Source organism: Micromonospora sp. BS32, assembly GCF_059089345.1.
Genome location: NZ_JBSSHR010000001.1, coordinates 597,849 through 616,670 on the forward strand (window position 1 = coordinate 597,849; position 18,822 = coordinate 616,670).

Below are 18,822 nucleotides of genomic sequence, written 5' to 3' on the forward strand. Positions count from 1 at the left end.
GATGCTGGTGGTGGCAGCGCTGCGCTGGGTCGACAACCGACCGGGCGTCGACCCGCTCACCGGTGCGGTCCGCACCGACGTGCGGACCAGCGGCCCGAGCGCGGCAGACCGCTGCGCCCTCGAGTACGCGCTGCGGCTCGCCGCGGCCGGCGGCGGCCGCTGCGTCGCGGTGAGCGTCGCACCGGAGGCGGCGGACGCCATGCTGCGGCAGGCGCTCGCCGCCGGCGCCGACGAGGCGCTGCGGGTGGCGGCACCCGAGGTCGGGCCGGACCTCGACGACGGCTCCGCCACGGCGGCGCTGCTGGCCGGGGCGCTGGGCGCGCGGTACGGCCGGGTCGACGTCGTGCTCTGCGGGGACCATTCGCTGGACCGTGGCACCGGCGCCACCCCGGCCTTCCTGGCCGACCGGCTCGGCGCCGCGCAGGCGCTGGGACTGCGTGATCTCACCCTGGACGGCGCCGACCGGCTGCGGGCGGTGCGCCGGCTCGACGGTGGGCGACAGGAGTTGCTGAGCGTGCCGCTGCCGGCCGTCTGCTCGGTGGAGGCCGGCGATTCCCGGCTGCGGACCGCCGCCCTGCCCGCGCTGCTGGCCAGCGGTAGCGCCCCCATCCCCTGGGTGCCCGGGGACACCGCGTCCGGTCCGGTGGTGCGGGTGCGGCGGTCGGGCCCGTACCGGCCGCGGCCGCGGGTGCTGGACGCGCCGGGCGGATCCGACCCGCGCGACCGGTGGATCGCGCTGACCGGGACGCTGACCGGCCATCGGGCGAGCCGGGTGGTCCGGCCGGCCGACGCCGGCGCGGCCGCCGACGAACTGCTGGCGTACCTGCGCGAGCGCGGCTACCTGGAGCGCCCCGGTGAGCGGTGAACGGGTGGCGGTGGTCACCGGCGCGGCCCGCGGGATCGGCGCGGCCGTCGTCGCGGGTCTCGCCGATCAGGGCTGGCGGGTGGTCGCCACCGACGTCTGCCGGGACCTGCCCGGGGTCGACTACCCGCTGGGCACCCGGGCGCAGCTGCGCGAGCTCGCGGACCGCTGGCCGGGCGCGGTGCGCGACGTGGTGGCCGACGTACGCGACCCGGCCGCCCTGGCCGAGGCGGTCGGGCTGGCCGAACGGGAGTTCGGTGGCCTCGACGCGGCAGTCGCCGCGGCGGCGGTGATCGCCGGCGGCCGACCGCTCTGGGAGTCCGACGGCGCCGAGTGGGACATCCTCTTCGGGGTCGGCGTGCACGGGGTGGCGAACCTGGCGCGGGCGGCCGTACCGGCGCTGCTGCGCCGTCCGCCGCCCCGGTCGGGCCGGTTCGTGGCCCTGGCCTCCGCCGCCGGGCACCGTGGCCTGTGGCAGCTGGCCGGCTACACGGCGGCCAAGCACGCGGTGGTGGGGCTGGTCCGCGGGCTCGCGGCCGACCTGCGCGGGACGGGGGTCACCGCGACCGCCGTCTCGCCCGGCTCGACCCGCACCGAGATGCTGGCGGCCAGCGCCGCGCTCTACGACCTGCCCGACGTGTCGGTCTTCGCCCGGCACCAGCTGGTCGACCGGTTGCTGGAGCCGGTCGAGGTGGCGGCGGCCGTGTGCTGGCTCTGCGGTGTCGGGTCGTCGGCGGTGACGGGCAGCGTCCTGCACGCCGACGGCGGCTTCGTCGGGTAAGGGCGGCCGTTTTTAGGGGTCGTCGTGCCCGAGGGCGGCCACTACAGTCGAGACAACGGATTGTCTTATTTGTCACCACAAGGGAGTATCGTGAGCGCCGACGGACGTTGGAATGTCGTGGTCAAGGCACCGGGAAGCAAGCAGGAGTTGACGGTCGTGCTGCAGTCGGACGGTCAGCAGCTCAACGGCACCATCACGCAGAACGGCAAGACCTCGGCGATCGTCGAGGGCACGGTGAACGGCGCGGAGCTCAAGTGGGCGCTGCCGGTCACCACGCCGGTGCCGATGAAGCTGCGCTTCACGGTGACGGTGGACGGCGACGAGATGAGCGGCAGGTTCAAGCCCGGCATCCTGCCGTCGTCCCCGGTGACCGGCCGACGCGCCTGACGGGTGCGGCCCGCCTTCCGAGGTGGAAGGCGGGCCGCCGGGTCCACCGGCCGCGGATCGTCCGTCGCCGGTGGACGATCAGTTGGCTTCCGCGACGTGCAGTTGCTGGAACACCGGCAGGTCGGCGCGCCGGCTGATGCTGAGCTTGCGGTAGACCCGGGTCAGGTGCTGCTCGACGGTGCTCACCGTGATGAACAGCGCCTTGGCCACCTCCCGGTTGGTGTGACCCAGCGAGACGAGTTCGGCGACCCGGCGCTCGGCCTCGCTGAGCACGGCCGCGTTGCCCGCGGCGGTCGCCTCCGGCTCGGCCGGCGCGGGCTTCTCCCGGGGCTGCGGATGTTGGCGCAGCAACGATTCGTGCAGGGCCGCCGCCCGGCACTCGTCGGCGAGCTGCAGCGCGTGGTGCGCCATCGCCCGGGACCGCCCCAGCTCGCCCAGCACCTGGTAGGCGTGGCTCATGTCCGCCACGGTGTGCGCCAGCTCGAACCGGTCGCCGCAGGCCTGGAGGCCCTCCATCGCCTTGCGCAGCAGACCGGGCCGGTGCCGGGCGTCGCTCGCCGCCGCGAGCAGCCGCAGCGAGGAACCGTACGTCCGCGGGTGCGTGCCGCCGGGGCGGGCCAGTTGCTCCTCGATCAGCTTGCGGGCCCGCTCCGGGTCACCGGCGCGCAGGTGCACGGCGGCGACCCCGCTGCGCCACGGCACCAGCGACGGGACGTCCATCCCCCAGTCGCGCATCCGCTGGCCGCAGGCCTGGAAGTCGGCCAGCGCCGGTTGCAGCCGGTTCTCGGCGAGCTGGTGGTGCCCCCGGGCGTTCAGGTAGAGCAGGCCGTGCCGGGTCCGGAACATCGCCTCGGGCACCGGCTGGGCGAGCTGGTCGGCCGCCTCCGCGTGCCGGCCGGTGGCGGTGAGGACGCGGACCAGCGTGGACCGCGGGGACCCGACCGCGACGCCCCAGCCGCGGGGCGGCAGCAGCTGCAGCGCCTCGCGCGCGGCGCGTTCCGCCCCGACCATGTCGCCGCCGCGCAGCGCCACCTCCGCCTGAAGGGCCAGCAGGCCGGTCCGTCGGGTGACGGCCTGCCCGGCGGAGATGCCCTCGATGATGCGCGCGCAGTGCGGGGCCGCCAGGTCGGGCCGGTCGGCGTACAGCAGGGTGAGCAGCGCCGCCTCGATCGACTCCAGGTCGGCGCGTTCCAGCGCCGCGTCGCGGAGCACCTCGGTGGCCACCGCGATCGACTCCTCGCCGGCCCCCCGGGTGAGCACCGCGGTGAGCGCCGACGCCGCGCGCAACTGCTGACCGAGGCGGGACCGGGGCGGCGTACGTCCCTGCAGGGCGGTGGGCAGCACCTCCGGGTACGTCGCCCGCAGTTGCTCGCGGACGACGTGCATGCGTACGGCGGCGTCGGCGCCGCCCTCCTCAGCGGCGACCGTCAGCACCTCCTGCGCGGCGTGGTGCTCGCCGTGCCAGAGCAGGGCGCGGGCCACCGTGCCGGCGTGGCCGCGGTCGAGGTCGCCGGCGCGCAGCGCGTCGACCAGGCCGTCGAAGTGCCGGGCCGCCGACGCGGGATTGCGCTGCCATTCCGCCCGGGCCAGTTGCAGAGTCACCGCGGACTCCTGGGCGCCCGCGCCGCAGGCCTGGGCGGCCAGTTCGAGGCAGGCGACGGCGAAGTCGACGTCCTGGGCGACCTCGGCGAGCTCGGCCGCCTCCCGCAACACGGAGACCGCCCAGGTCTCGTTCGCGTGCCCGGCGGCGACGAGGTGGCGGGCCACCACGGTGGTGGGTGGCCCGTCGAGATGCAGCAGCCGGGCCGCCTCGCGGTGGCCGGCCATGCGTTCGGCGCAGGGGATGTCCCGCAGCACGGCCGCCTCGGCCGCCGGGTGCCGGAAGCGACCGTCGCCGAGCAGGCCGGCGAGCTCCATCTCCCGGATGTCGTCGGTCACCGCGTCGACGTCGAGGTCGAGCAGTGCGCTGAGCCGCCGTGGCGAGGCGGCGTCGCCGAGCACCGCGATGCCCCGAGCGATGGCGAGCATGGCGGGCCTGACCCGGTGCAGGCAGGAGACGACCGCCTGGCCGTACGCCCGGCCGATCGCCGGTTCCTGGTCGTCGCGGGTCGCCCCGGGGCGGGCGGCCTGCCGGTGGTCGGCGAGCAGCGCCCGGACGAGCAGGGGATTTCCGCCGGTCGCGTCCACCACCGCCGGCGCCGCGCGGGAGTCCAGCTCCGGCCGGACCATCGCCGCGACACCGTCCGCGCTCAGCGGCCAGAGGTGCAGCCACCGGCAGCGGGACTGGCGCAGCAGCTCGGTCCGGAACCGGGGGTGCCGGTCGGCGGCGTGGTCGGACTCCGCGAAGATCAGCAGGATCCGGGTGGAGCGCAGGCTCTGCACGAAGTGGGTCAGGCAGTGCACCGACGCGGCGTCCGCGTAGTGGCAGTCGTCCACGGTGATCAGCAGGGGTCCCTGCGCGGCGAGGTCCTGGAGGAGTTCGGTCAGCCCGTGCATCAGGCGCGGCGGCGGCGTGGTGCCGGACTCGCCGAGGGCCCCCCCGGACCCCGCGTCGTCCAGCAGCTCCGCCACCCGCCGGGCCGCCTGACGCAGCTCGGTGGAGTGGAAGAGTTCGATCAGCACACCGAGCGGCACCAGCGCGTCGGCCTTCCGGCCGGTGGCCCGCAGGTGCAGGATCCCGGCCGACGCCGCCTTGTCGGCCAGGTCGTCGAGCAGCTCGGTCTTTCCGCTGCCCACCGGCCCGCTGACCACGGCGACGCCTCCGGTCCCGGAGTAGCAGCCGGCCAGCAGGGACTCCAGACTGGCCAGCTCGCCGTAACGTTCCTGTAATGTCATGCACTTTCCCCCGATGAACTTTCGAACAGCGGCGGCCCGCTGAAACACGCCTGAACCGTCCCGTCAACTGAAGCCGAGGATGTTGCAGTGCATAAAGCCATGCGCCGTTCAACCTTCCGAGCCCAATGCTCGCTACAGGTTGGGGCTTCCTGAGTGGAGCGTCAACCCCTCATCGTTTGAGCAAGTTAGGAACATAGCCGCCGGGGGCACTTCGGCATAGATGCTTCTGATCACGATGTTGTGTAGCCGGGTGGCATTTTGGTGATCACCCGGTGTCGAAGCGGAGACGCGCGGGGGCGGGCCCGTCCGATGATCGCCGACGGCCGTTCACCCGCCCCGGCCCGGCGCGGCCGGCGCTGCTCGCCGCGCGGCGGTGGCACCGCACGATGGACGCCGCGCTCGGGCCGTCCACCTGGGTCGACGCGGCTCTCGCCCGGGCCCGCGCAGCTCCCGGCGGTCTATCCGAAGGTGCCGGTCGGGCGGGTCGCCGGGTAGGGGTAGACCTACCTGGATGCGCGGAATAGGTCGGTTCTGCCCACCCGTTCGCCGCCCTAGTGTTCTCGGTGCGGTCGCGGGCGGCGTCACGGCCCGTGCACGTCGCTCCCCAGACCGACCGCCGAGAGGAGACGCCCGATGTTCCCGACCCGTGTGTGCGACCTGGTCGAGGCCCCGGAATCCCGGGAGCGGCTCGGCGAGCTGCGACCGGCGGCGTCCACGTCGGCGCTGCGCCTGCGGGGCCTGTGCAAGCAGTTCGGCGACCGGATCGTGGTCGACCACCTCTCGTCGTCCCTGCCGGCGGGCGGCGTGCTGGAGATCGTCGGCGGGCGGAGTGTGGGCAAGTCCACCCTGGTCGCCATGGTCGGTGGCCTGCTTCCTCCGGACGAGGGTGTGGTCGAGGTCTTCGGCATCGACATCTGGGCGGCGCCGGCGCCGCCCGCGGGCCTGGTGGGGCTGCTGCCCGACGACGCCGGGCTGCCCGGGGACGTGGTGGGCCGGGACTGGCTGAGGTGGATGGGGCTGTCCCGGGGGATGGCCGCCGCCACCCTGGCCCGCCGGATGGAGACCGTGGTGCGGCAGTGTGGCCTGCGCGGGTTCGACGGGGGAGTGGTCGGCCGGTACACCCCGGGCATGCGCAAGCGGCTCCAGTTGGCGGCGGCGCTGCTCGACGGGCCCCGGCTTCTTCTCCTCGACGAGCCGTTCGCGCAGGTGGACGCCCTGTCGGCGGCACTGATGCAGACCGTCCTGACCCGGTACCGCGCCGACGGCGGCACGGTCGTCCTCACCAGCCCGGCCGTCGCGGAGGTCGGGCCCCGGCTCGTCGCACCCCGCTCCGCGCCGGCCCGCCTGCTCACCCCGGACGCCATTCTGGACCTGGACGCGGCCGCGCGGGGTTAGCACGACCCGTGCGCCGGTGTCGAGCCCGCCGGGCCGGTGTGGCAACTTGCGGACAAGTTATATATCTGTATGGAACGTTCGTCTATGGTTTTCTGGAGGATCGGATGATGGGGTGGCGACAATGTGACCGGGCTCTTGCGGGCGGCCGGGGAAGTGTTCTAAAGGGCCAACCTGCCGTCTCCACAATTACTGTTCGGTAATAAGCGTTGACGAAATGGAAACATTGCGCCAAGCTTCGGCGGCGATCGATGGGTGATCACTGGAAAGTCCCATCGTCAACAATCCCTTGTCGGATCGGCGCCACCCGTCATCCCGGAGTGTGATCCCAGATTTCGGAATTGGGCCGGTCACCGCCGTTGTCGAGCAGCGGATCGGTAACGGAAAGTCACGGCCCCCGGGCGGCAGGTCCGCAACGGCGCGGGCCGGGGTTGTCCTCCGCACCGGCGAGCGCACCATCATCCACCGCAGGACGTACCAAGGAGGACCATCATGCGCGAATTCGACACCCCGCACCCGATCTCCGTCTCACTCGATCTGCCGGCCGGCGACGCCCGGTTCGTCGCGGGCAGCCGTCGGGACACCGTCGTCGAGGTGGCGCCGGCCCTGTTCCTGAGCCCGGCCGACCAGCGCACCGCGAAGCAGACCGAGGTGAGCTTCGCCGACGGGGTGCTCACGGTGCGGGTCCCCCGGGAGTCCGGCCTGTTCGGGCGCAACGGCGCCGTCCACGTGACGATCTCCCTACCGGCCGGCTCGCACGTGACCGGCCGCACCTCCTCGGGTGACTTCCAGGCCGAGGGAAGGTTGGGCGACTGCACCTTCCGGGCCGGCTCCGGCAACGTCAAGCTGCACGACACCGGCACGTTGAACGTCGAGGCGTCCAGCGGTGACGTCACCGTCCGGAACGCGTACGGCGACGTGGACGTGACCGCCCGTTCCGGGAACGTGCGGATCGGCGACATCGACGGGTCGGCGGCCGTCGAGATCAGCTCGGGCGACGTCCGGCTCGGCGAGGTGGCGGGCCCGCTGCGGATCGACGGTGCCAACGGCAACGTCTCCGTCGAGCAGGCCGCCGACGACGTCACGGTGAAGGTCCGCAGCGGCAACATCGACGTCGGCGAGGTCGTCGGCGGCTCGGTACGGATCGAGTCCACTTCCGGTGACCTCCAGGTCGGTGTCCGGGAGGGCTCGGCCGCCCGGGTCGACGCCTCGACCCGCTCGGGCAACGTCCGCAACGCCTTCACGGACTCCGGCGACGGTGACCGCTCGGGCGCGACCGTCGCGGTGTACGCCCGCACCACCTCCGGCGACATCCGGGTTCGACGGTCCGGAAAGGTCGGTGCGCGACCCGAGGCCCGCTGAGCGGTCCCGAGCCCGGGCGGCGCGAGGCTCCTCAGCCGAGGGGCCTCGCCCCGTCCCGGGGGTGGCGGCGAGGCCCGGGCTGCCCGGGGAGGCCGGAGACCGGGTCGGAGGTGGCGGTTCGCCCGGACGGCGGGAAGTGCCAGGCGGCGATGATGCGCAGCGCCCGGGTGATCCGGGCACCGTCGGGGGAGTTGTCCGGGTCGACCATCCACTGCACCATCAGGCCGGTGAGCAGGGCCTGGTAGAACGAGCCGACGGCCTGCGCGGTCGCGGGGTCGTCGTCGGCGCCGGTCTCGGACAGGGCCCGGAAGAGGTACGCCAGCCCCTGGCGACCCTGTTGCATGCCGGTGGCCAGCGCGGCGCGCACCTCCGGCGCGCGGTCGGACTGGGCGAACACCTCGAAGCTGGCCCGGTAGAGCTGGCGGTGGGTGTTGAACTGCTCGATGATCCGGGTCCAGATCAGCTCGAAGCGCTCGATCGGCGCGGCGCCGGGCTCGACGTCGTTGACCAGCGTGGCGGCCAACTCCTCGCCGATGTCCTGGAAGGCGCTGATCAGGGCCTCGTTGAGCAGGGCCTCCTTGGAGCCGTAGTGGTAGCCGATGGAGGCGAGGTTCGTGCCGGACGCGGCGACGATGTCCCGGCTCGTCGTCCGGGCGTAGCCCTTCTCGACAAGGCAACGCTTGGCCCCGACCAGCAGTTCCGCACGGTGTCCCATGGGCCGCAGCCTACACGTCCACGATGTACAAACGTATAGGACGATCGTCAAACCAGTTCCGTGCCGGCCGGCGGGCGGGTGCGCCGGAGGGTCAGGCGGCCGGCCGGATCAGCCCGGCGTCCCAGAGCTCCGCCGCCCAGCTCCGCAGCTCGGCGCGGACGTCGGCCGGGTCTGCCTCCCAGATCCGGGCGAGCATGTCGGCCGCGGCATCGCAGTGCCCGTCGTGCTGCCGCAGCGCCAGCCACATTGCGGCACCGGCGCCGCGGCACCGGAACCGGTCCCCGGTCGGTCCGGAGCGCAGCACGAGCTCGCCGTCCTCCCGCAGGGACGCGGTCACCTCGGGCCAGGGTCGCATTCGCACGGTGCACATCCACTTCTGGCGTCTGCCGGTCACGGGCCGGGGCCCAGATCGCCCCGGGTGCCGGCCGGTGGCCGACAGGATGGGATCGGTCGTCCCTGGGGTTGCTACGGAGGAGCCGATCTGCCGGCCGAATGGAGCCGAACGGCCGATCAACGGTGACTCCGGATCCACTATGGCGGACGCGCGACGTCGGTGGAAGGGCTCGACCCCTACCGACGGGCGATTAGGGGTGCGGCGCGGCCGTCCGGAGCCGATACCGTCGGGACGTCGCCGGCCGGCGTACCGGCCGCGGGACCAGGGAGAGGACGGCCGCCATGACCGAGATCCGTACCGCCGCCGGCACCGAGGGCGTCGTTGACACCGCCGCGCCGGAGGCTGACCCGCACCCCGACGTCGACGAGGACCTGCTCGTCGAGGAGGTCTCGATCGACGGGATGTGTGGCGTCTACTGAGGACGGTCGCTCCCGCCGCACCCCCGACGGAGGGAGTCGTCAGATGACCGGGGACATCCTGTACCTCGACGCCGACCCGGGGGTGCGCCGCCTCGGCGACGGTCGGGTGCTGCTCGGTGGCTCGCCGTTGCGGGTGCTGCGGCTGTCCGACCCGGCGGCGCGGCTGGTCCACGGCTGGTGGGCCGGCGACCCGGTCGGCCCGGCACCCCGGCACCGCGCGCTGGCCGACCGGCTGGTCGACGCCGGCCTGGCACACCCGCGCCGGGAGTCGGGGGGTCCGACGGCCGCCGACGTGACGGCGGTCGTCCCGGTACGCGACCACGCCGCCGCCCTCGCCCGGCTGCTGCCCGCGCTTGACGGGCTGGCCACCGTGGTGGTGGACGACGGCTCCCGGACCCGGCTGCCCGGGGCGACGGTACGACACGACCGGCCGCGCGGCGCGGCGGCGGCCCGCAACACCGGCTGGCGGCTGGCCGGTACCGACCTGGTGGCCTTCCTGGACGCCGACGTCACCCCCGAGCCGGGCTGGCTCGACCCGCTCCTGCGGCACTTCGCCGACCCGCGGGTGGTCGCGGTCGCCCCGCGGGTCTGCAGCATCGCCGGCCCGACCCTCCTGGAGCGGTACGAACAGGCCCGGCCCTCCCTCGACATGGGCGAGGTCGGCGCGGTGGTGCGGCCGTGGAGCCGGGTGCCCTACCTGCCCACGGCCACCCTGCTGGTACGCGTGTCGGCGCTGAAGGAGCTCGACGGCTTCGCCGAGGACATGCTGGTCGGTGAGGACGTCGACCTGGTCTGGCGGTTGGTCGCCGGTGGTGGCCGGGTGCGTTACGAACCCGCCTCCCGGGTCCGGCACGCCACCCGCCCGGACTGGCGGGCCTGGGCCCGGCAACGGTTCACCTACGGCAGTTCCACCGCGCCGCTGGCGCTGCGGCACGGGACCGCGGTCACCCCGGTGAAGGTGTCGGCGTGGAGCGGGGTCGCCTGGGCGGCGGTCGCGCTGGGCCGTCCGCGTGCCGGGCTGGCCGTGGCGGGTGTCACGGCGGCGCTGCTGCCCCGCAAGCTGGCGGCGGTCGGCGTACCGGCCGGGGAGTCGCTGCGCCTGGCGGTCCTCGGCCACCTCGGCGCCGGCCGACTCCTCGCCGACGCCCTGGTCCGGGCGTGGGGGCCGGTGGCGGTGCCGGGCCTGCTGGCCAGCCGCCGCGGCCGGCTCGTGCTCGCCGCGGTGCTCGCCCGGCACGTTTGCGACTGGCAGCGGCAGCGCCCCGACGTCGACCTGCTCCGCTGGGTGGCGCTGCGGCTGGCCGACGACCTGACCCACGGCGCGGGCGTGTGCTGGGGCGCGCTGCGGCACCGGACCCTCGCCCCGCTCCTGCCGGACGTCGCCGGCTGGCCGGGCCGCGACGGTGTGGACGAGCGCGCGGCCGATCCCCGCGCCGCCGGCGAGCCGGGCCGGTGAGCGGCACCGGTCCGGCGGGCCGGGACGCCGAGGGCCCGAACCACCTGGCGGACCTGGCCTGGCCCGAGGTGGCGCGGCGGGCGGCCGGCAGCCTGCTGGTGGTGCCCCTGGGGGCGACCGAACAGCACGGACCGCATCTGCCCGGCACGGTGGACACCGAGGTCGCGGTCGCGCTCGCGGTCGGGCTCGCCGCCGCGCGCCCCGGGGTGACGGTGGCGCCCGCCCTGCCGTACGGGTCGAGCGGGGAGCACGCCGGATTCCCGGGCACCCTGTCCATCGGCCCGGAGGCGGTGGAGCTGGTGCTGGTGGAGCTGGCCCGCTCCGCCGACGCGTTCGCCGGCGTGCTGGTGGTCTCCGGCCACGGCGGCAACGCCGTCCCGCTGCGCCGGGCAGTGGGCCGGCTGCGCCGGGAGGGGCGCCGGGCGTACGCCTGGGCGCCGGCCGGCACCGGGCACGACAGCCATGCCGGACGAACCGAGACCTCGGTGATGCTGGCCCTGCGCCCGGCGAGCGTGCGCCGCGCCGCGCTGCGCCCCGGCGACCGGCGACCGCTCGCCGAGCTGATGCCGGTGCTGCGCCGCGACGGGGTGCGCGCGGTGAGCCCGAGCGGGGTGCTGGGCGATCCGACCGGCGCCAGCGCCGACGAGGGGCGGCGGTTGCTGCGGCAGTGGACCGGGCAGCTCGTCGCGGCCGTCGACGGGTGGTGGCCCGGCCCCGCCCCGGACCGATCCGCCCCCGCGACGCCCGTCGTCGGGCGCGGCGCCTAGGGGTGCGTCTAAGGGTATCCAGGCACCTGTGACATGGATAACGTTCCCCGCAGATGAGGAGCGCTTATCGAAGAGCGTAGATCTCGCCCCGGATCCGCCGGCGATCGTCCGTGCGGTGTCACCGGACCTGCCGGGTGCGCCTCATCGTCGACAAGGGAAGGGAGGCGAGCGATGGGTTCGGGGGGAGTCCCGTCATGCCACCGGCTGTCGGTACCCGACAGCGCGGCGGCGATCGCGTTCTACGCCGACGTCTTCGGTGCCACCGAGACACGCCGCGAGTGCCTGCTCGACGGCCACGTCCTCGACGCCGAGCTGCGGCTCGGCCCGTACCGCCTGGAAGTGACCGAGACCGTCGACGCGGCCCCGGACGACGCGGTGCTGCTCACCCTGCGCTGCGACGACCCGGACGCCGTGCTGGCCCGGGCGGTCGCCGCCGGCGGCACGGTCGAGCGGTGGGGCGACACCCGGCCGACCGCCGGGATCAGCGGTGTGGTCCGTGACCCGGCCGGCCACCGGTTCGCCCTGGTGGGTGTCGAGACCGACGCCACGGTACCGGCCCACACCCGGGCGGTGCCGGCATGACCACCGTGGAGCCGGTGACCCGGCCCGGCTGGCCCAGCTCGCCCTTCGGCGGCGGGGAGGACGACTGGCTGCGCTGCGCGGGCTGCGGCGAACTCCAGTACCGGCTGCGCTGGGAGAACAACCTGCGGGTCTGCCCCGACTGCCAGCACCACGCCCGGCTGGACCTGCCCACCCGGCTGAACATGCTGCTCGACCCGGGCAGCTTGGCGGAGTTCGGCACCGAGGTGGAACCCCGCGACATCCTCGGCTTCGTCGACGCGAAGCCGTACCCCCGACGGTTGGCCGAGGCCCGGGCGCGCACCGGCCGGGCCGACGCCGTGGTGGCCGGCACCGCCCGGATCGAGGGCCTGCCCCTGGTCGTGGCGGCGCTCGACTTCGCCTTCATGGGCGGCAGCGTCGGCAGCGTGGCCGGTGAGCTGATCGCCCGGGCCGCCCGGCGGGCGCTGGCCGACCGGGTGCCGCTCCTGCTGATCTCCACCTCCGGCGGGGCCCGGATGCAGGAGGGCGCGGTCTCGCTGATGCAGCTCGCCAAGACCAGCCAGGAGCTGCGCCGGCTGCACGACGCCGGCGTGCTCACCGTCAACCTGAACACCGACCCCACGTACGGCGGGGCGACCGCGTCGTTCTCGATGCTCGGCGACGTGATCGTCGCCGAGCCCGGCGCCCGGATCGGCTTCGCCGGGCCGGAAGTGGTCCGCCAGACGATCCGGGTGGAGCTGCCGGCCGGGTTCCAGAGCGCCGAGTTCCTCGCCGAGCACGGTCAGGTCGACCTGGTCGTACCCCGGGAGAGCCTCCGGGCGACGCTGGCCCGGCTGGTCCGGCTGCACACCCCGGCCGCCCCGGCGGCCCCGGCGGCGCGCTCCCCGCACCTGCTCACCGAGCCGGCCCGGGTGCCGGCGGTCGAACCGACCGCGTTGGTGACCACCGCGCGCAACCTCGACCGGCCGACCACCCTGGACTACTGCCGGGGCGCGTTCGACGAGTTCGTCGAGCTGCACGGCGACCGGCTCGGCGGCGGCGACGACCCGGCGCTGGTCGGCGGGCTGGCCCGGATCGGCGACCGGACGGTGGTGGTGCTCGGGCACCAGAAGGGGCACGACACCGCCGAGCTCGTCCGGCGCAACTTCGGCATGCCGCAGCCCTGGGGCTACCACAAGGCGCACCGGTTGATGACCCACGCCGCCCGCTTCGGCCTGCCGCTGGTGACCCTCATCGACACCCCGGGCGCCTACCCCGGCATCGAGGCCGAGCGGCGCGGGCAGGGCTACGCCATCGCCCGCAGCATCGAGCACATGTCGGGCCTGCCGGTGCCCGTGGTGTCGGTGGTCACCGGCGAGGGCGGCAGCGGCGGGGCGCTCGCGATCGGGGTGGCCAACCGGGTGCTGATCCTGGAGAACGCGTACTTCTCGGTAATCAGCCCGGAGGGCTGCGCCACGATCCTGTTCAAGAACGCCGCGCTCGCCCCCCGGGCCGCCGCCCAGCTCGGGATCACCCCGGGCGACCTGCTGCGGCTCGGCGTGGTCGACGGGGTGGTGGCCGAACCGCCCGGCGGCGCGCACGCCGACCGGCCGGGCACGGTGCAGCGGGTCCGCTCGGTGCTCGCGGCGACCCTCGACGAGTTGGCGGCGCTGTCGCCGGAGGAGCTCGTCGCCCAGCGCTACGCGCGCTTCGCGGCCTTCGGCGACGCGGAACGGCAGGCGGTCCTGACGGTAGGGGAGAAGCGGTGACGACAGTGGCGAAGGACGGCGGGTGGAACGCCGGCGAGCTGGGCTCGGCCATCCAGGCGGTGGTGAGCCGGCTGCCCGGGCCGCTGAGCCGGGTGATGGTGCAGCTCGACGGCGCCACCATCGAGGTCGAGTGGCACGCCGCCGGGGAACCGGCGGTCGCCGTGGTGGCGACGCCGGTCGGCGAGCCGGTGGACCGGGTGGACGAGGGCCGCAGCGCGATCGTCGCCGACCTGGTCGGCACCTTCTACGGACGGCCGTCGCCGGACGCCGCGCCGTTCGTGGAGGTCGGCGACCTGGTCGAGGGCGGCCAGCAGGTCGGGATCATCGAGACGATGAAGCTCTTCACGCCGGTCGTGGCCGACCGGGCGGGCCGGATCGCGGCCTTCAACGTGAAGGACGGGGAAATGGTGGAGTTCGGGCAGCCCCTGCTCGACCTGGTGACGGAGAGCTGAGACCGTCGAGGACGGATGGCGCAATGTTCGGAAAGATTCTGGTCGCCAACCGCGGTGAGATCGCGGTGCGGGTCATCCGCGCCTGCCGCGAGTTGGGCATCCGCACGGTGGCCGTCCACTCGACGGCCGACGCCGACTCGCTGCACGTCGCCCTGGCCGACGAGGCGGTCTGCGTGGGGCCCGCCCCCGCCCGGCAGAGCTACCTGCGCATCCCCAATGTGGTCGGGGCGGCGCTGCGCAGCGGCGCCGACGCCATCCATCCCGGCTACGGGTTCCTCTCGGAGGACCCTTACTTCGCCCGGATCTGTGCGGAGAACGGCATCACCTTCATCGGGCCGACGCCCGAGGTGATGAGCGCGGTCGGCGACAAGACCACCGCCCGGCACCTGATGGCCGCGGCGGGGCTGCCCCTGCTGCCCGGCACCACCGCGCCGGTCGCCTCGTTCGAGGAGGCGGCGACGGTCGCCCAGGAGATCGGCTACCCGGTCATCATCAAGGCGGTGGCCGGTGGCGGCGGCCGCGGGATCGCCGCCGTGCACGAGCCGGGCCAGCTGCTCTCCGCGTACCACGAGGTGCGGGCCAGCGCCCAGGCCGTGCTCGGTGACAACCGGGTCTACCTGGAGCGGTACCTGCCGTCGGTGCGGCACATCGAGATCCAGGTGCTCGCCGACGCGTACGGCAACGCGGTGCACCTGGGGGAGCGGGACTGCTCCGTCCAGCGGCGGCACCAGAAGCTGGTCGAGGAGGCCCCCTCGCCGGCGCTCGACGAGGCGCTGCGCGACGAGATGGGCGAGGTGGCCCTGCGCGGGGTCAAGGCGCTCGGCTACCGGGGCGCCGGCACGGTGGAGTTCCTGCTCGACGACGACGGCGCGTTCTGGTTCATGGAGATGAACGCCCGGATCCAGGTCGAACACCCGGTCACCGAGCTGGTCACCGGGATCGACGTGGTCCGCGAGCAGATCCTGGTGGCGGCGGGCGAGCGGCTCGGCCTGGAGCAGGCCGACATCACCCTCACCGGCCACGCGATCGAGTGCCGGGTCAACGCCGAGGACCCCGAGCGTGACTTCGCGCCGACGCCCGGCCGCCTCGACGTCTACCGCCCGCCCGGCGGCCCGGGCATCCGGGTCGACTCGCACTGCCTGCCCGGCGCGGTCATCCCGCCGCACTACGACTCGATGATCGCCAAGCTGATCGCCTGGGCCCCGGACCGGCCGCGCGCCCTGGCCCGGATGCGGAGCGCCCTCGACGAGCTGCGGATCAGCGGCCGCGGCATGCGGACCACCGCCGAGTTCCACCGCGAGATCCTCGACGACCCGGACTTCATCGCCGGTGAGGTGCGCACCAACTTCCTGGCCCGGCGCGGCGGCGCGGCGGGGTGATCGAGCGGATCCTGCCGTCCGGCGTGGCCGTCGCCGAGGCGTTCGACGACCCGGCCGGGGCCGTCCTGCACCCCGAGGAGGCGGCCCTGGTCGCCCGGTCCGTCGACAAGCGACGGCGGGAGTTCACCACCGTGCGGCACTGCGCGCGCCGGGCGCTGGGCGACCTCGGGTACGCCCCGGCGCCCATCCTGCCCGGCCCGCGCGGCGCGCCGCGTTGGCCGGCCGGAGTGGTCGGCAGCATGACTCACTGCGACGGCTACCGGGCCGCGGTGCTCGGCCGGGTCGACGCCTTCGCCACCATCGGGGTGGACGCCGAGCCGCACGCCCCGCTGCCCGACGGGGTGCTCGACGCGGTCGCGCTCCCCGCCGAGCGGGTCCGCACCGCCCGGTTCGCGGCCGAGCGCCCCGGGGTGTGCTGGGATCGGCTGCTGTTCAGCGCCAAGGAGGCCGTCTACAAGGCGTGGTTCCCGCTGACCCGGCGCTGGCTGGACTTCGCCGAGGCCGACATCACCTTCGACCCCCGCGACGGGGTGTTCGCCGCCCGACTGCTGGTGCCCGGTCCGCTGGTCGCCGGCCGCCCGGTCGCCACCTTCCACGGTAGGTACACAGTGGACGGTGGGCTGGCGCTGACCGCGATCGCCCTGCGCCACGAGCAGCGCTGACCGCCGCCGGGTCAGCCGTCCGTGGCGTCCAGCAGCTCGCGGATCGCGCCGGCGAGCACCGGATGCACGGCGAAGCGCTGCTCGAGCCAGGCCAGGGTGACCGCCGCCGCGGCCCGGTTCCCCACGTACCCGGGGACCATCGCGGCCAGCGGCAGCAGCTCCGGCGGGTACGCCTGCTCGACCCGGCGACTCGGGTCGAACGGGTCCCGCCGGTGCGCCCCGCCCTCCCCGGTGAGCCGCAGCAGGTTGATCACCCGGTCGACGGCGTACGACTGGATGAACCGCGCCGCGGTGAGCCGCTCGCCGCGCAGCTCCCGGTGCAGGCCGACGTAGAGGTTGGTCAGCGCCTCGTTCAGGTGGAACTCGACGGTGTCGTACGGCGGGCTCGCCGGGGGCAGCCCGCGGTCGGCCAGCCCGGGCGGGGCGTCGTCGCGCTGCCAGACGACCCGCGCGCCGGTGAACGGCAGCCGGGCCAACTCGGCGACGGTGAAGACGGCGTACTCGACGAAGATCCCGTCGACGTAGCGCGCCTTGCGGCCGTTGCGCTCGTTGGCGAAGCTGTACGCCACCGGGCAGGGGGCCTCCAGCCAGTCGATCGACTCCACGTACCGGTGCGTCGCGCCGTCGGCGACGACCAGGAAGAAATCCAGGTCGGAGTGCGCGTCCAGCCGGTCGAACGCGACGCCGGCCGAGCCGAGGCCGAGCAGCGCCACGGTGTCGGGCCGGGTGGACAGGTGGGCGGCGAGCGCGTCGAGCCGCCGCAACAGGGGATGCACGGACGTCGTCCTCTCGGTCAAGAGTCGACGTTTCAGCCCGCACGGCCCGCTCGCCGCCGGGGTCGCGACACCGGTCGGAGGTGATTGTGCCCGCCGGTGGCCACCACCGGAAGACCTGCTCCGGACCGGGGAGGCAACTTCCCCGCCGAGGGGAGGCCCGGCCCGGCCGCCGTTCCTAGCGTCGACGGCATGGACACCGCCCGCAGCGCGCCCGACGACCTCCGTACCCCGGTCGTGGCCGCGGCCGTGGCGTCGCTGCCGACCGCGCTCCTCGGCGCCCTCTGGCTCGCCCGGCCGGCCAGCTACCCGTTCGGGGCCGCCGACCGGGTCACCGTGTCGGTCACCCACCTGATCGGCCACCGGACGGCCGGCACGCTGCTGATCCTCGCCGCGCTGGCCGGGCTGGCGGCGGCCGTCGCCGCCTCGGTCGGTGGTCGCCGGGTCGCCGGCGCCGTCGCGGCGGCCGTGGCGCTCTTCTTCGCCCTGGTGATGGCCGACGCCTCGCTGATGAGTGCCCTCGGCTACGCGCTGGGCCTCACCGGACCGGTCCTCGTGGTGGGAGCCGTCGGTCTCGCCTGCGCCCGGGGGCGCCGGACCGGTTGGCTCGCCGCCGCCGCGCTGTCGTCGGCGCTGGCCGTGGCGGTGAGGGTGGGCTTCCTTGAACCGGCGACCGTCGCGCGCCTCGGCCGCGCCGTGCTCGGCGCCTTCGCCGACTACGGCGGACGGCTGCTCTGGGGCTCGGCATGGCCGCCCTCGCCGCGGTCTGGGCGTGGATCGGGTACCGGCTGCTCCGGCTCGACGGCCGTCCGGCCTGGACCCGGCCCGAGCGGGCCGCCCGCTGGGGGCGGCCGGTCACCCTCGCCGCCGCGCTCTGCCCCCTGCCGTACGCCTTCCTGCGAATGACCTGGCTGACTCCGTGGGCGCTGAACCTGCAGCCCGGATACGACACTCCCGCCGTGCGGATGCAGGGCGCGATGCTCGGCGGCGCGGCGCTCGTCGGGTCGGTGCTGACCCTCGGACTGGTCCGCGACTGGGGTGCGGTGGTGCCCGGCTGGGTGCCGGGGTACGGCGGCCGGCCCGTGCCGCCCGCGCTCGCCGTGGTGCCCGGTGGGCTGGTCGCCCTCGCGGCCTGCGTCGCGTCGCCCGGTTTCCTGGTCAACGCCGTCGAGGGGAACGGCGGCGCCGGAGCGGTCGCCCTGCTCCTGCTGGTCTTCCCGTTCCCGGTCTGGGGTCCGCTGCTGGCCGCGGCGGTGCTGGCGTACCGGCTGCGTCGAGCGTGAACCGGCGCGTCGTACGGACGCGCGGTGTGGAGTTACGGTACGGCGATGACGATCACCGTACGGCCGCTGACCGAGGGCGACTGGCCGGCGCTGTGGCCGATGCTGCGCGACATGGGCGTCACCGACGAGCCGCCCGAGGTGCACCGCGGCCGGTACGCCACCCTGCTCGCCGACCCGCGCTGGGTGATCCTCGGCGCGGAGGCCGGTGGCGAGCTGCTCGGCTACGCGGCTGCCCAGGATCACGGCCCGCACCTGCGCGGCGGCGACGACCACCGGACGGCCCGGCTGCACGACCTCTATGTCCGGCCGGAGCTGCGCCGGGGCGGGGTGGGCCGGGCGCTGCTGGCGGCGGTGCGGCAGTGGGCCGGCGAGCGGGTACGGCACCTGGAGTGGCAGGCGCACCACGAGCGGGCGGCGCCCTTCTACGAGCGGCTCGGCCACCGCGGCGACCCCTGCCCCCAGCCCGACTACCCCACCTTCCAACTCGACCTCGCCCCCACTGACCCCTGACCCGCCCCACTGCCTCGGTTCCGCCTCGTTGATCAAGAGGTTTCGGTCCCTTTCGGGGCCTGATCCGTGCCCAAACTCCTTGGT

Annotated in this window: 20 protein-coding genes; 16 read left to right on the forward strand and 4 right to left on the reverse strand. The window is 74.8% G+C overall.

The window, feature by feature from the left end:
* Position 1 precedes the first annotated feature (1 nt).
* The 3 genes from AC5RWQ_RS02545 to AC5RWQ_RS02555 all read left to right on the forward strand — a co-directional run bounded on the left by AC5RWQ_RS02545 (position 2) and on the right by AC5RWQ_RS02555 (position 2,030).
* Positions 2–865 carry a mycofactocin-associated electron transfer flavoprotein beta subunit gene (locus tag AC5RWQ_RS02545; RefSeq protein WP_494281106.1) on the forward strand — a complete coding sequence of 288 codons (864 nt, stop codon included), beginning with the start codon at positions 2–4 and terminating at the stop codon, positions 863–865.
* Complete coding sequence (locus tag AC5RWQ_RS02550; protein ID WP_494281107.1) at positions 855–1,643, forward strand: mycofactocin-coupled SDR family oxidoreductase; 789 nt, start codon at positions 855–857, stop codon at positions 1,641–1,643. Before AC5RWQ_RS02545 ends, AC5RWQ_RS02550 begins: the two co-directional genes overlap by 11 nt.
* Before the next feature lie 90 nt (positions 1,644–1,733).
* On the forward strand, positions 1,734–2,030 hold the full coding sequence (locus tag AC5RWQ_RS02555) for a hypothetical protein (protein ID WP_494281108.1): 297 nt from the start codon (positions 1,734–1,736) through the stop codon (positions 2,028–2,030).
* A gap of 78 nt (positions 2,031–2,108) precedes the next feature.
* On the opposite strand, the gene AC5RWQ_RS02560 is transcribed toward AC5RWQ_RS02555, so the two are convergent.
* Positions 2,109–4,865: a helix-turn-helix transcriptional regulator gene (locus AC5RWQ_RS02560; protein WP_494281109.1), complete on the reverse strand. Its 2,757-nt coding sequence runs from the start codon at positions 4,863–4,865 to the stop codon at positions 2,109–2,111.
* A gap of 633 nt (positions 4,866–5,498) precedes the next feature.
* On the opposite strand from AC5RWQ_RS02560, the gene AC5RWQ_RS02565 reads away from it, so the two are divergent.
* Both AC5RWQ_RS02565 and AC5RWQ_RS02570 read left to right on the forward strand, forming a co-directional pair.
* Positions 5,499–6,260, forward strand: a complete 762-nt coding sequence (locus AC5RWQ_RS02565; protein WP_494281110.1) for an ATP-binding cassette domain-containing protein — start codon at positions 5,499–5,501, stop codon at positions 6,258–6,260.
* 489 nt (positions 6,261–6,749) lie between these two features.
* A complete protein-coding gene (locus AC5RWQ_RS02570) occupies positions 6,750–7,619 on the forward strand; it encodes a DUF4097 family beta strand repeat-containing protein (RefSeq protein WP_494281111.1) in 870 nt (289 codons plus the stop codon).
* 31 nt (positions 7,620–7,650) lie between these two features.
* On the opposite strand, the gene AC5RWQ_RS02575 is transcribed toward AC5RWQ_RS02570, so the two are convergent.
* On the reverse strand, positions 7,651–8,334 hold the full coding sequence (locus AC5RWQ_RS02575) for a TetR/AcrR family transcriptional regulator (protein WP_494281112.1): 684 nt from the start codon (positions 8,332–8,334) through the stop codon (positions 7,651–7,653).
* A gap of 91 nt (positions 8,335–8,425) precedes the next feature.
* Positions 8,426–8,671: a PqqD family peptide modification chaperone gene (locus AC5RWQ_RS02580; protein WP_494281113.1), complete on the reverse strand. Its 246-nt coding sequence runs from the start codon at positions 8,669–8,671 to the stop codon at positions 8,426–8,428.
* 338 nt (positions 8,672–9,009) lie between these two features.
* Here AC5RWQ_RS02580 and mftA point away from each other — a divergent pair, with 338 nt between their 5' ends.
* The 8 genes from mftA to AC5RWQ_RS02620 all read left to right on the forward strand — a co-directional run bounded on the left by mftA (position 9,010) and on the right by AC5RWQ_RS02620 (position 16,172).
* Complete coding sequence (gene mftA, locus AC5RWQ_RS02585) at positions 9,010–9,147, forward strand: mycofactocin precursor MftA (protein ID WP_334491722.1); 138 nt, start codon at positions 9,010–9,012, stop codon at positions 9,145–9,147.
* 43 nt (positions 9,148–9,190) lie between these two features.
* Positions 9,191–10,603 (forward strand): mycofactocin biosynthesis glycosyltransferase MftF, encoded by a 1,413-nt coding sequence (gene mftF / locus AC5RWQ_RS02590; RefSeq protein ID WP_494281114.1) that lies wholly within the window; start codon positions 9,191–9,193, stop codon positions 10,601–10,603.
* Positions 10,600–11,370 carry a mycofactocin biosynthesis peptidyl-dipeptidase MftE gene (mftE, locus tag AC5RWQ_RS02595; RefSeq protein ID WP_494281115.1) on the forward strand — a complete coding sequence of 257 codons (771 nt, stop codon included), beginning with the start codon at positions 10,600–10,602 and terminating at the stop codon, positions 11,368–11,370. Before mftF ends, mftE begins: the two co-directional genes overlap by 4 nt.
* Before the next feature lie 171 nt (positions 11,371–11,541).
* Positions 11,542–11,952: a VOC family protein gene (locus tag AC5RWQ_RS02600; RefSeq protein WP_494281116.1), complete on the forward strand. Its 411-nt coding sequence runs from the start codon at positions 11,542–11,544 to the stop codon at positions 11,950–11,952.
* Positions 11,949–13,679 carry an acetyl-CoA carboxylase carboxyltransferase subunit alpha gene (locus tag AC5RWQ_RS02605; RefSeq protein WP_494281117.1) on the forward strand — a complete coding sequence of 577 codons (1,731 nt, stop codon included), beginning with the start codon at positions 11,949–11,951 and terminating at the stop codon, positions 13,677–13,679. Before AC5RWQ_RS02600 ends, AC5RWQ_RS02605 begins: the two co-directional genes overlap by 4 nt.
* Entirely contained in the window at positions 13,676–14,131 is a 456-nt protein-coding gene (locus AC5RWQ_RS02610) for an acetyl-CoA carboxylase (RefSeq protein ID WP_494281118.1), read from the forward strand. Before AC5RWQ_RS02605 ends, AC5RWQ_RS02610 begins: the two co-directional genes overlap by 4 nt.
* 23 nt (positions 14,132–14,154) lie before the next feature.
* Complete coding sequence (gene accC / locus AC5RWQ_RS02615) at positions 14,155–15,510, forward strand: acetyl-CoA carboxylase biotin carboxylase subunit (RefSeq protein WP_494281119.1); 1,356 nt, start codon at positions 14,155–14,157, stop codon at positions 15,508–15,510.
* A complete protein-coding gene (locus AC5RWQ_RS02620; RefSeq protein ID WP_494281120.1) occupies positions 15,507–16,172 on the forward strand; it encodes a 4'-phosphopantetheinyl transferase family protein in 666 nt (221 codons plus the stop codon). Before accC ends, AC5RWQ_RS02620 begins: the two co-directional genes overlap by 4 nt.
* Before the next feature lie 11 nt (positions 16,173–16,183).
* Here AC5RWQ_RS02620 and AC5RWQ_RS02625 read toward each other — a convergent pair whose 3' ends face one another.
* Positions 16,184–16,948: a hypothetical protein gene (locus AC5RWQ_RS02625; RefSeq protein ID WP_494281121.1), complete on the reverse strand. Its 765-nt coding sequence runs from the start codon at positions 16,946–16,948 to the stop codon at positions 16,184–16,186.
* A 189-nt stretch (positions 16,949–17,137) separates the two neighbouring features.
* Here AC5RWQ_RS02625 and AC5RWQ_RS02630 point away from each other — a divergent pair, with 189 nt between their 5' ends.
* Genes AC5RWQ_RS02630 through AC5RWQ_RS02640 form a run of 3 tightly spaced genes read left to right on the forward strand, consistent with a single transcriptional unit; the run spans position 17,138 to position 18,738 of the window.
* Positions 17,138–17,851: a hypothetical protein gene (locus AC5RWQ_RS02630; protein ID WP_494281122.1), complete on the forward strand. Its 714-nt coding sequence runs from the start codon at positions 17,138–17,140 to the stop codon at positions 17,849–17,851.
* Positions 17,848–18,228, forward strand: coding sequence for a hypothetical protein (locus AC5RWQ_RS02635; protein WP_494281123.1), 381 nt, complete (start codon positions 17,848–17,850; stop codon positions 18,226–18,228). The genes AC5RWQ_RS02630 and AC5RWQ_RS02635 overlap by 4 nt, the downstream gene beginning before the upstream one ends.
* Positions 18,229–18,273: 45 nt before the next feature.
* Positions 18,274–18,738 carry a GNAT family N-acetyltransferase gene (locus AC5RWQ_RS02640; protein ID WP_494281124.1) on the forward strand — a complete coding sequence of 155 codons (465 nt, stop codon included), beginning with the start codon at positions 18,274–18,276 and terminating at the stop codon, positions 18,736–18,738.
* Positions 18,739–18,822 lie beyond the last annotated feature (84 nt).

What these genes read in the sequence shown, in the direction of transcription:
- AC5RWQ_RS02630 (WP_494281122.1), top strand. Translation starts at nt 17,138, where the DNA reads ATGGACACCGCCCGCAGCGCGCCCGACGACCTCCGTACCCCGGTCGTG.
- AC5RWQ_RS02560 (WP_494281109.1), bottom strand. Translation starts at nt 4,865, where the DNA reads ATGACATTACAGGAACGTTACGGCGAGCTGGCCAGTCTGGAGTCCCTG.
- AC5RWQ_RS02565 (WP_494281110.1), top strand. Translation starts at nt 5,499, where the DNA reads ATGTTCCCGACCCGTGTGTGCGACCTGGTCGAGGCCCCGGAATCCCGG.
- AC5RWQ_RS02635 (WP_494281123.1), top strand. Translation starts at nt 17,848, where the DNA reads ATGACCTGGCTGACTCCGTGGGCGCTGAACCTGCAGCCCGGATACGAC.
- mftF (WP_494281114.1), top strand. Translation starts at nt 9,191, where the DNA reads ATGACCGGGGACATCCTGTACCTCGACGCCGACCCGGGGGTGCGCCGC.
- AC5RWQ_RS02600 (WP_494281116.1), top strand. Translation starts at nt 11,542, where the DNA reads ATGGGTTCGGGGGGAGTCCCGTCATGCCACCGGCTGTCGGTACCCGAC.
- AC5RWQ_RS02605 (WP_494281117.1), top strand. Translation starts at nt 11,949, where the DNA reads ATGACCACCGTGGAGCCGGTGACCCGGCCCGGCTGGCCCAGCTCGCCC.
- accC (WP_494281119.1), top strand. Translation starts at nt 14,155, where the DNA reads ATGTTCGGAAAGATTCTGGTCGCCAACCGCGGTGAGATCGCGGTGCGG.
- AC5RWQ_RS02545 (WP_494281106.1), top strand. Translation starts at nt 2, where the DNA reads ATGCTGGTGGTGGCAGCGCTGCGCTGGGTCGACAACCGACCGGGCGTC.
- mftA (WP_334491722.1), top strand. Translation starts at nt 9,010, where the DNA reads ATGACCGAGATCCGTACCGCCGCCGGCACCGAGGGCGTCGTTGACACC.
- AC5RWQ_RS02575 (WP_494281112.1), bottom strand. Translation starts at nt 8,334, where the DNA reads ATGGGACACCGTGCGGAACTGCTGGTCGGGGCCAAGCGTTGCCTTGTC.
- AC5RWQ_RS02570 (WP_494281111.1), top strand. Translation starts at nt 6,750, where the DNA reads ATGCGCGAATTCGACACCCCGCACCCGATCTCCGTCTCACTCGATCTG.
- AC5RWQ_RS02640 (WP_494281124.1), top strand. Translation starts at nt 18,274, where the DNA reads ATGACGATCACCGTACGGCCGCTGACCGAGGGCGACTGGCCGGCGCTG.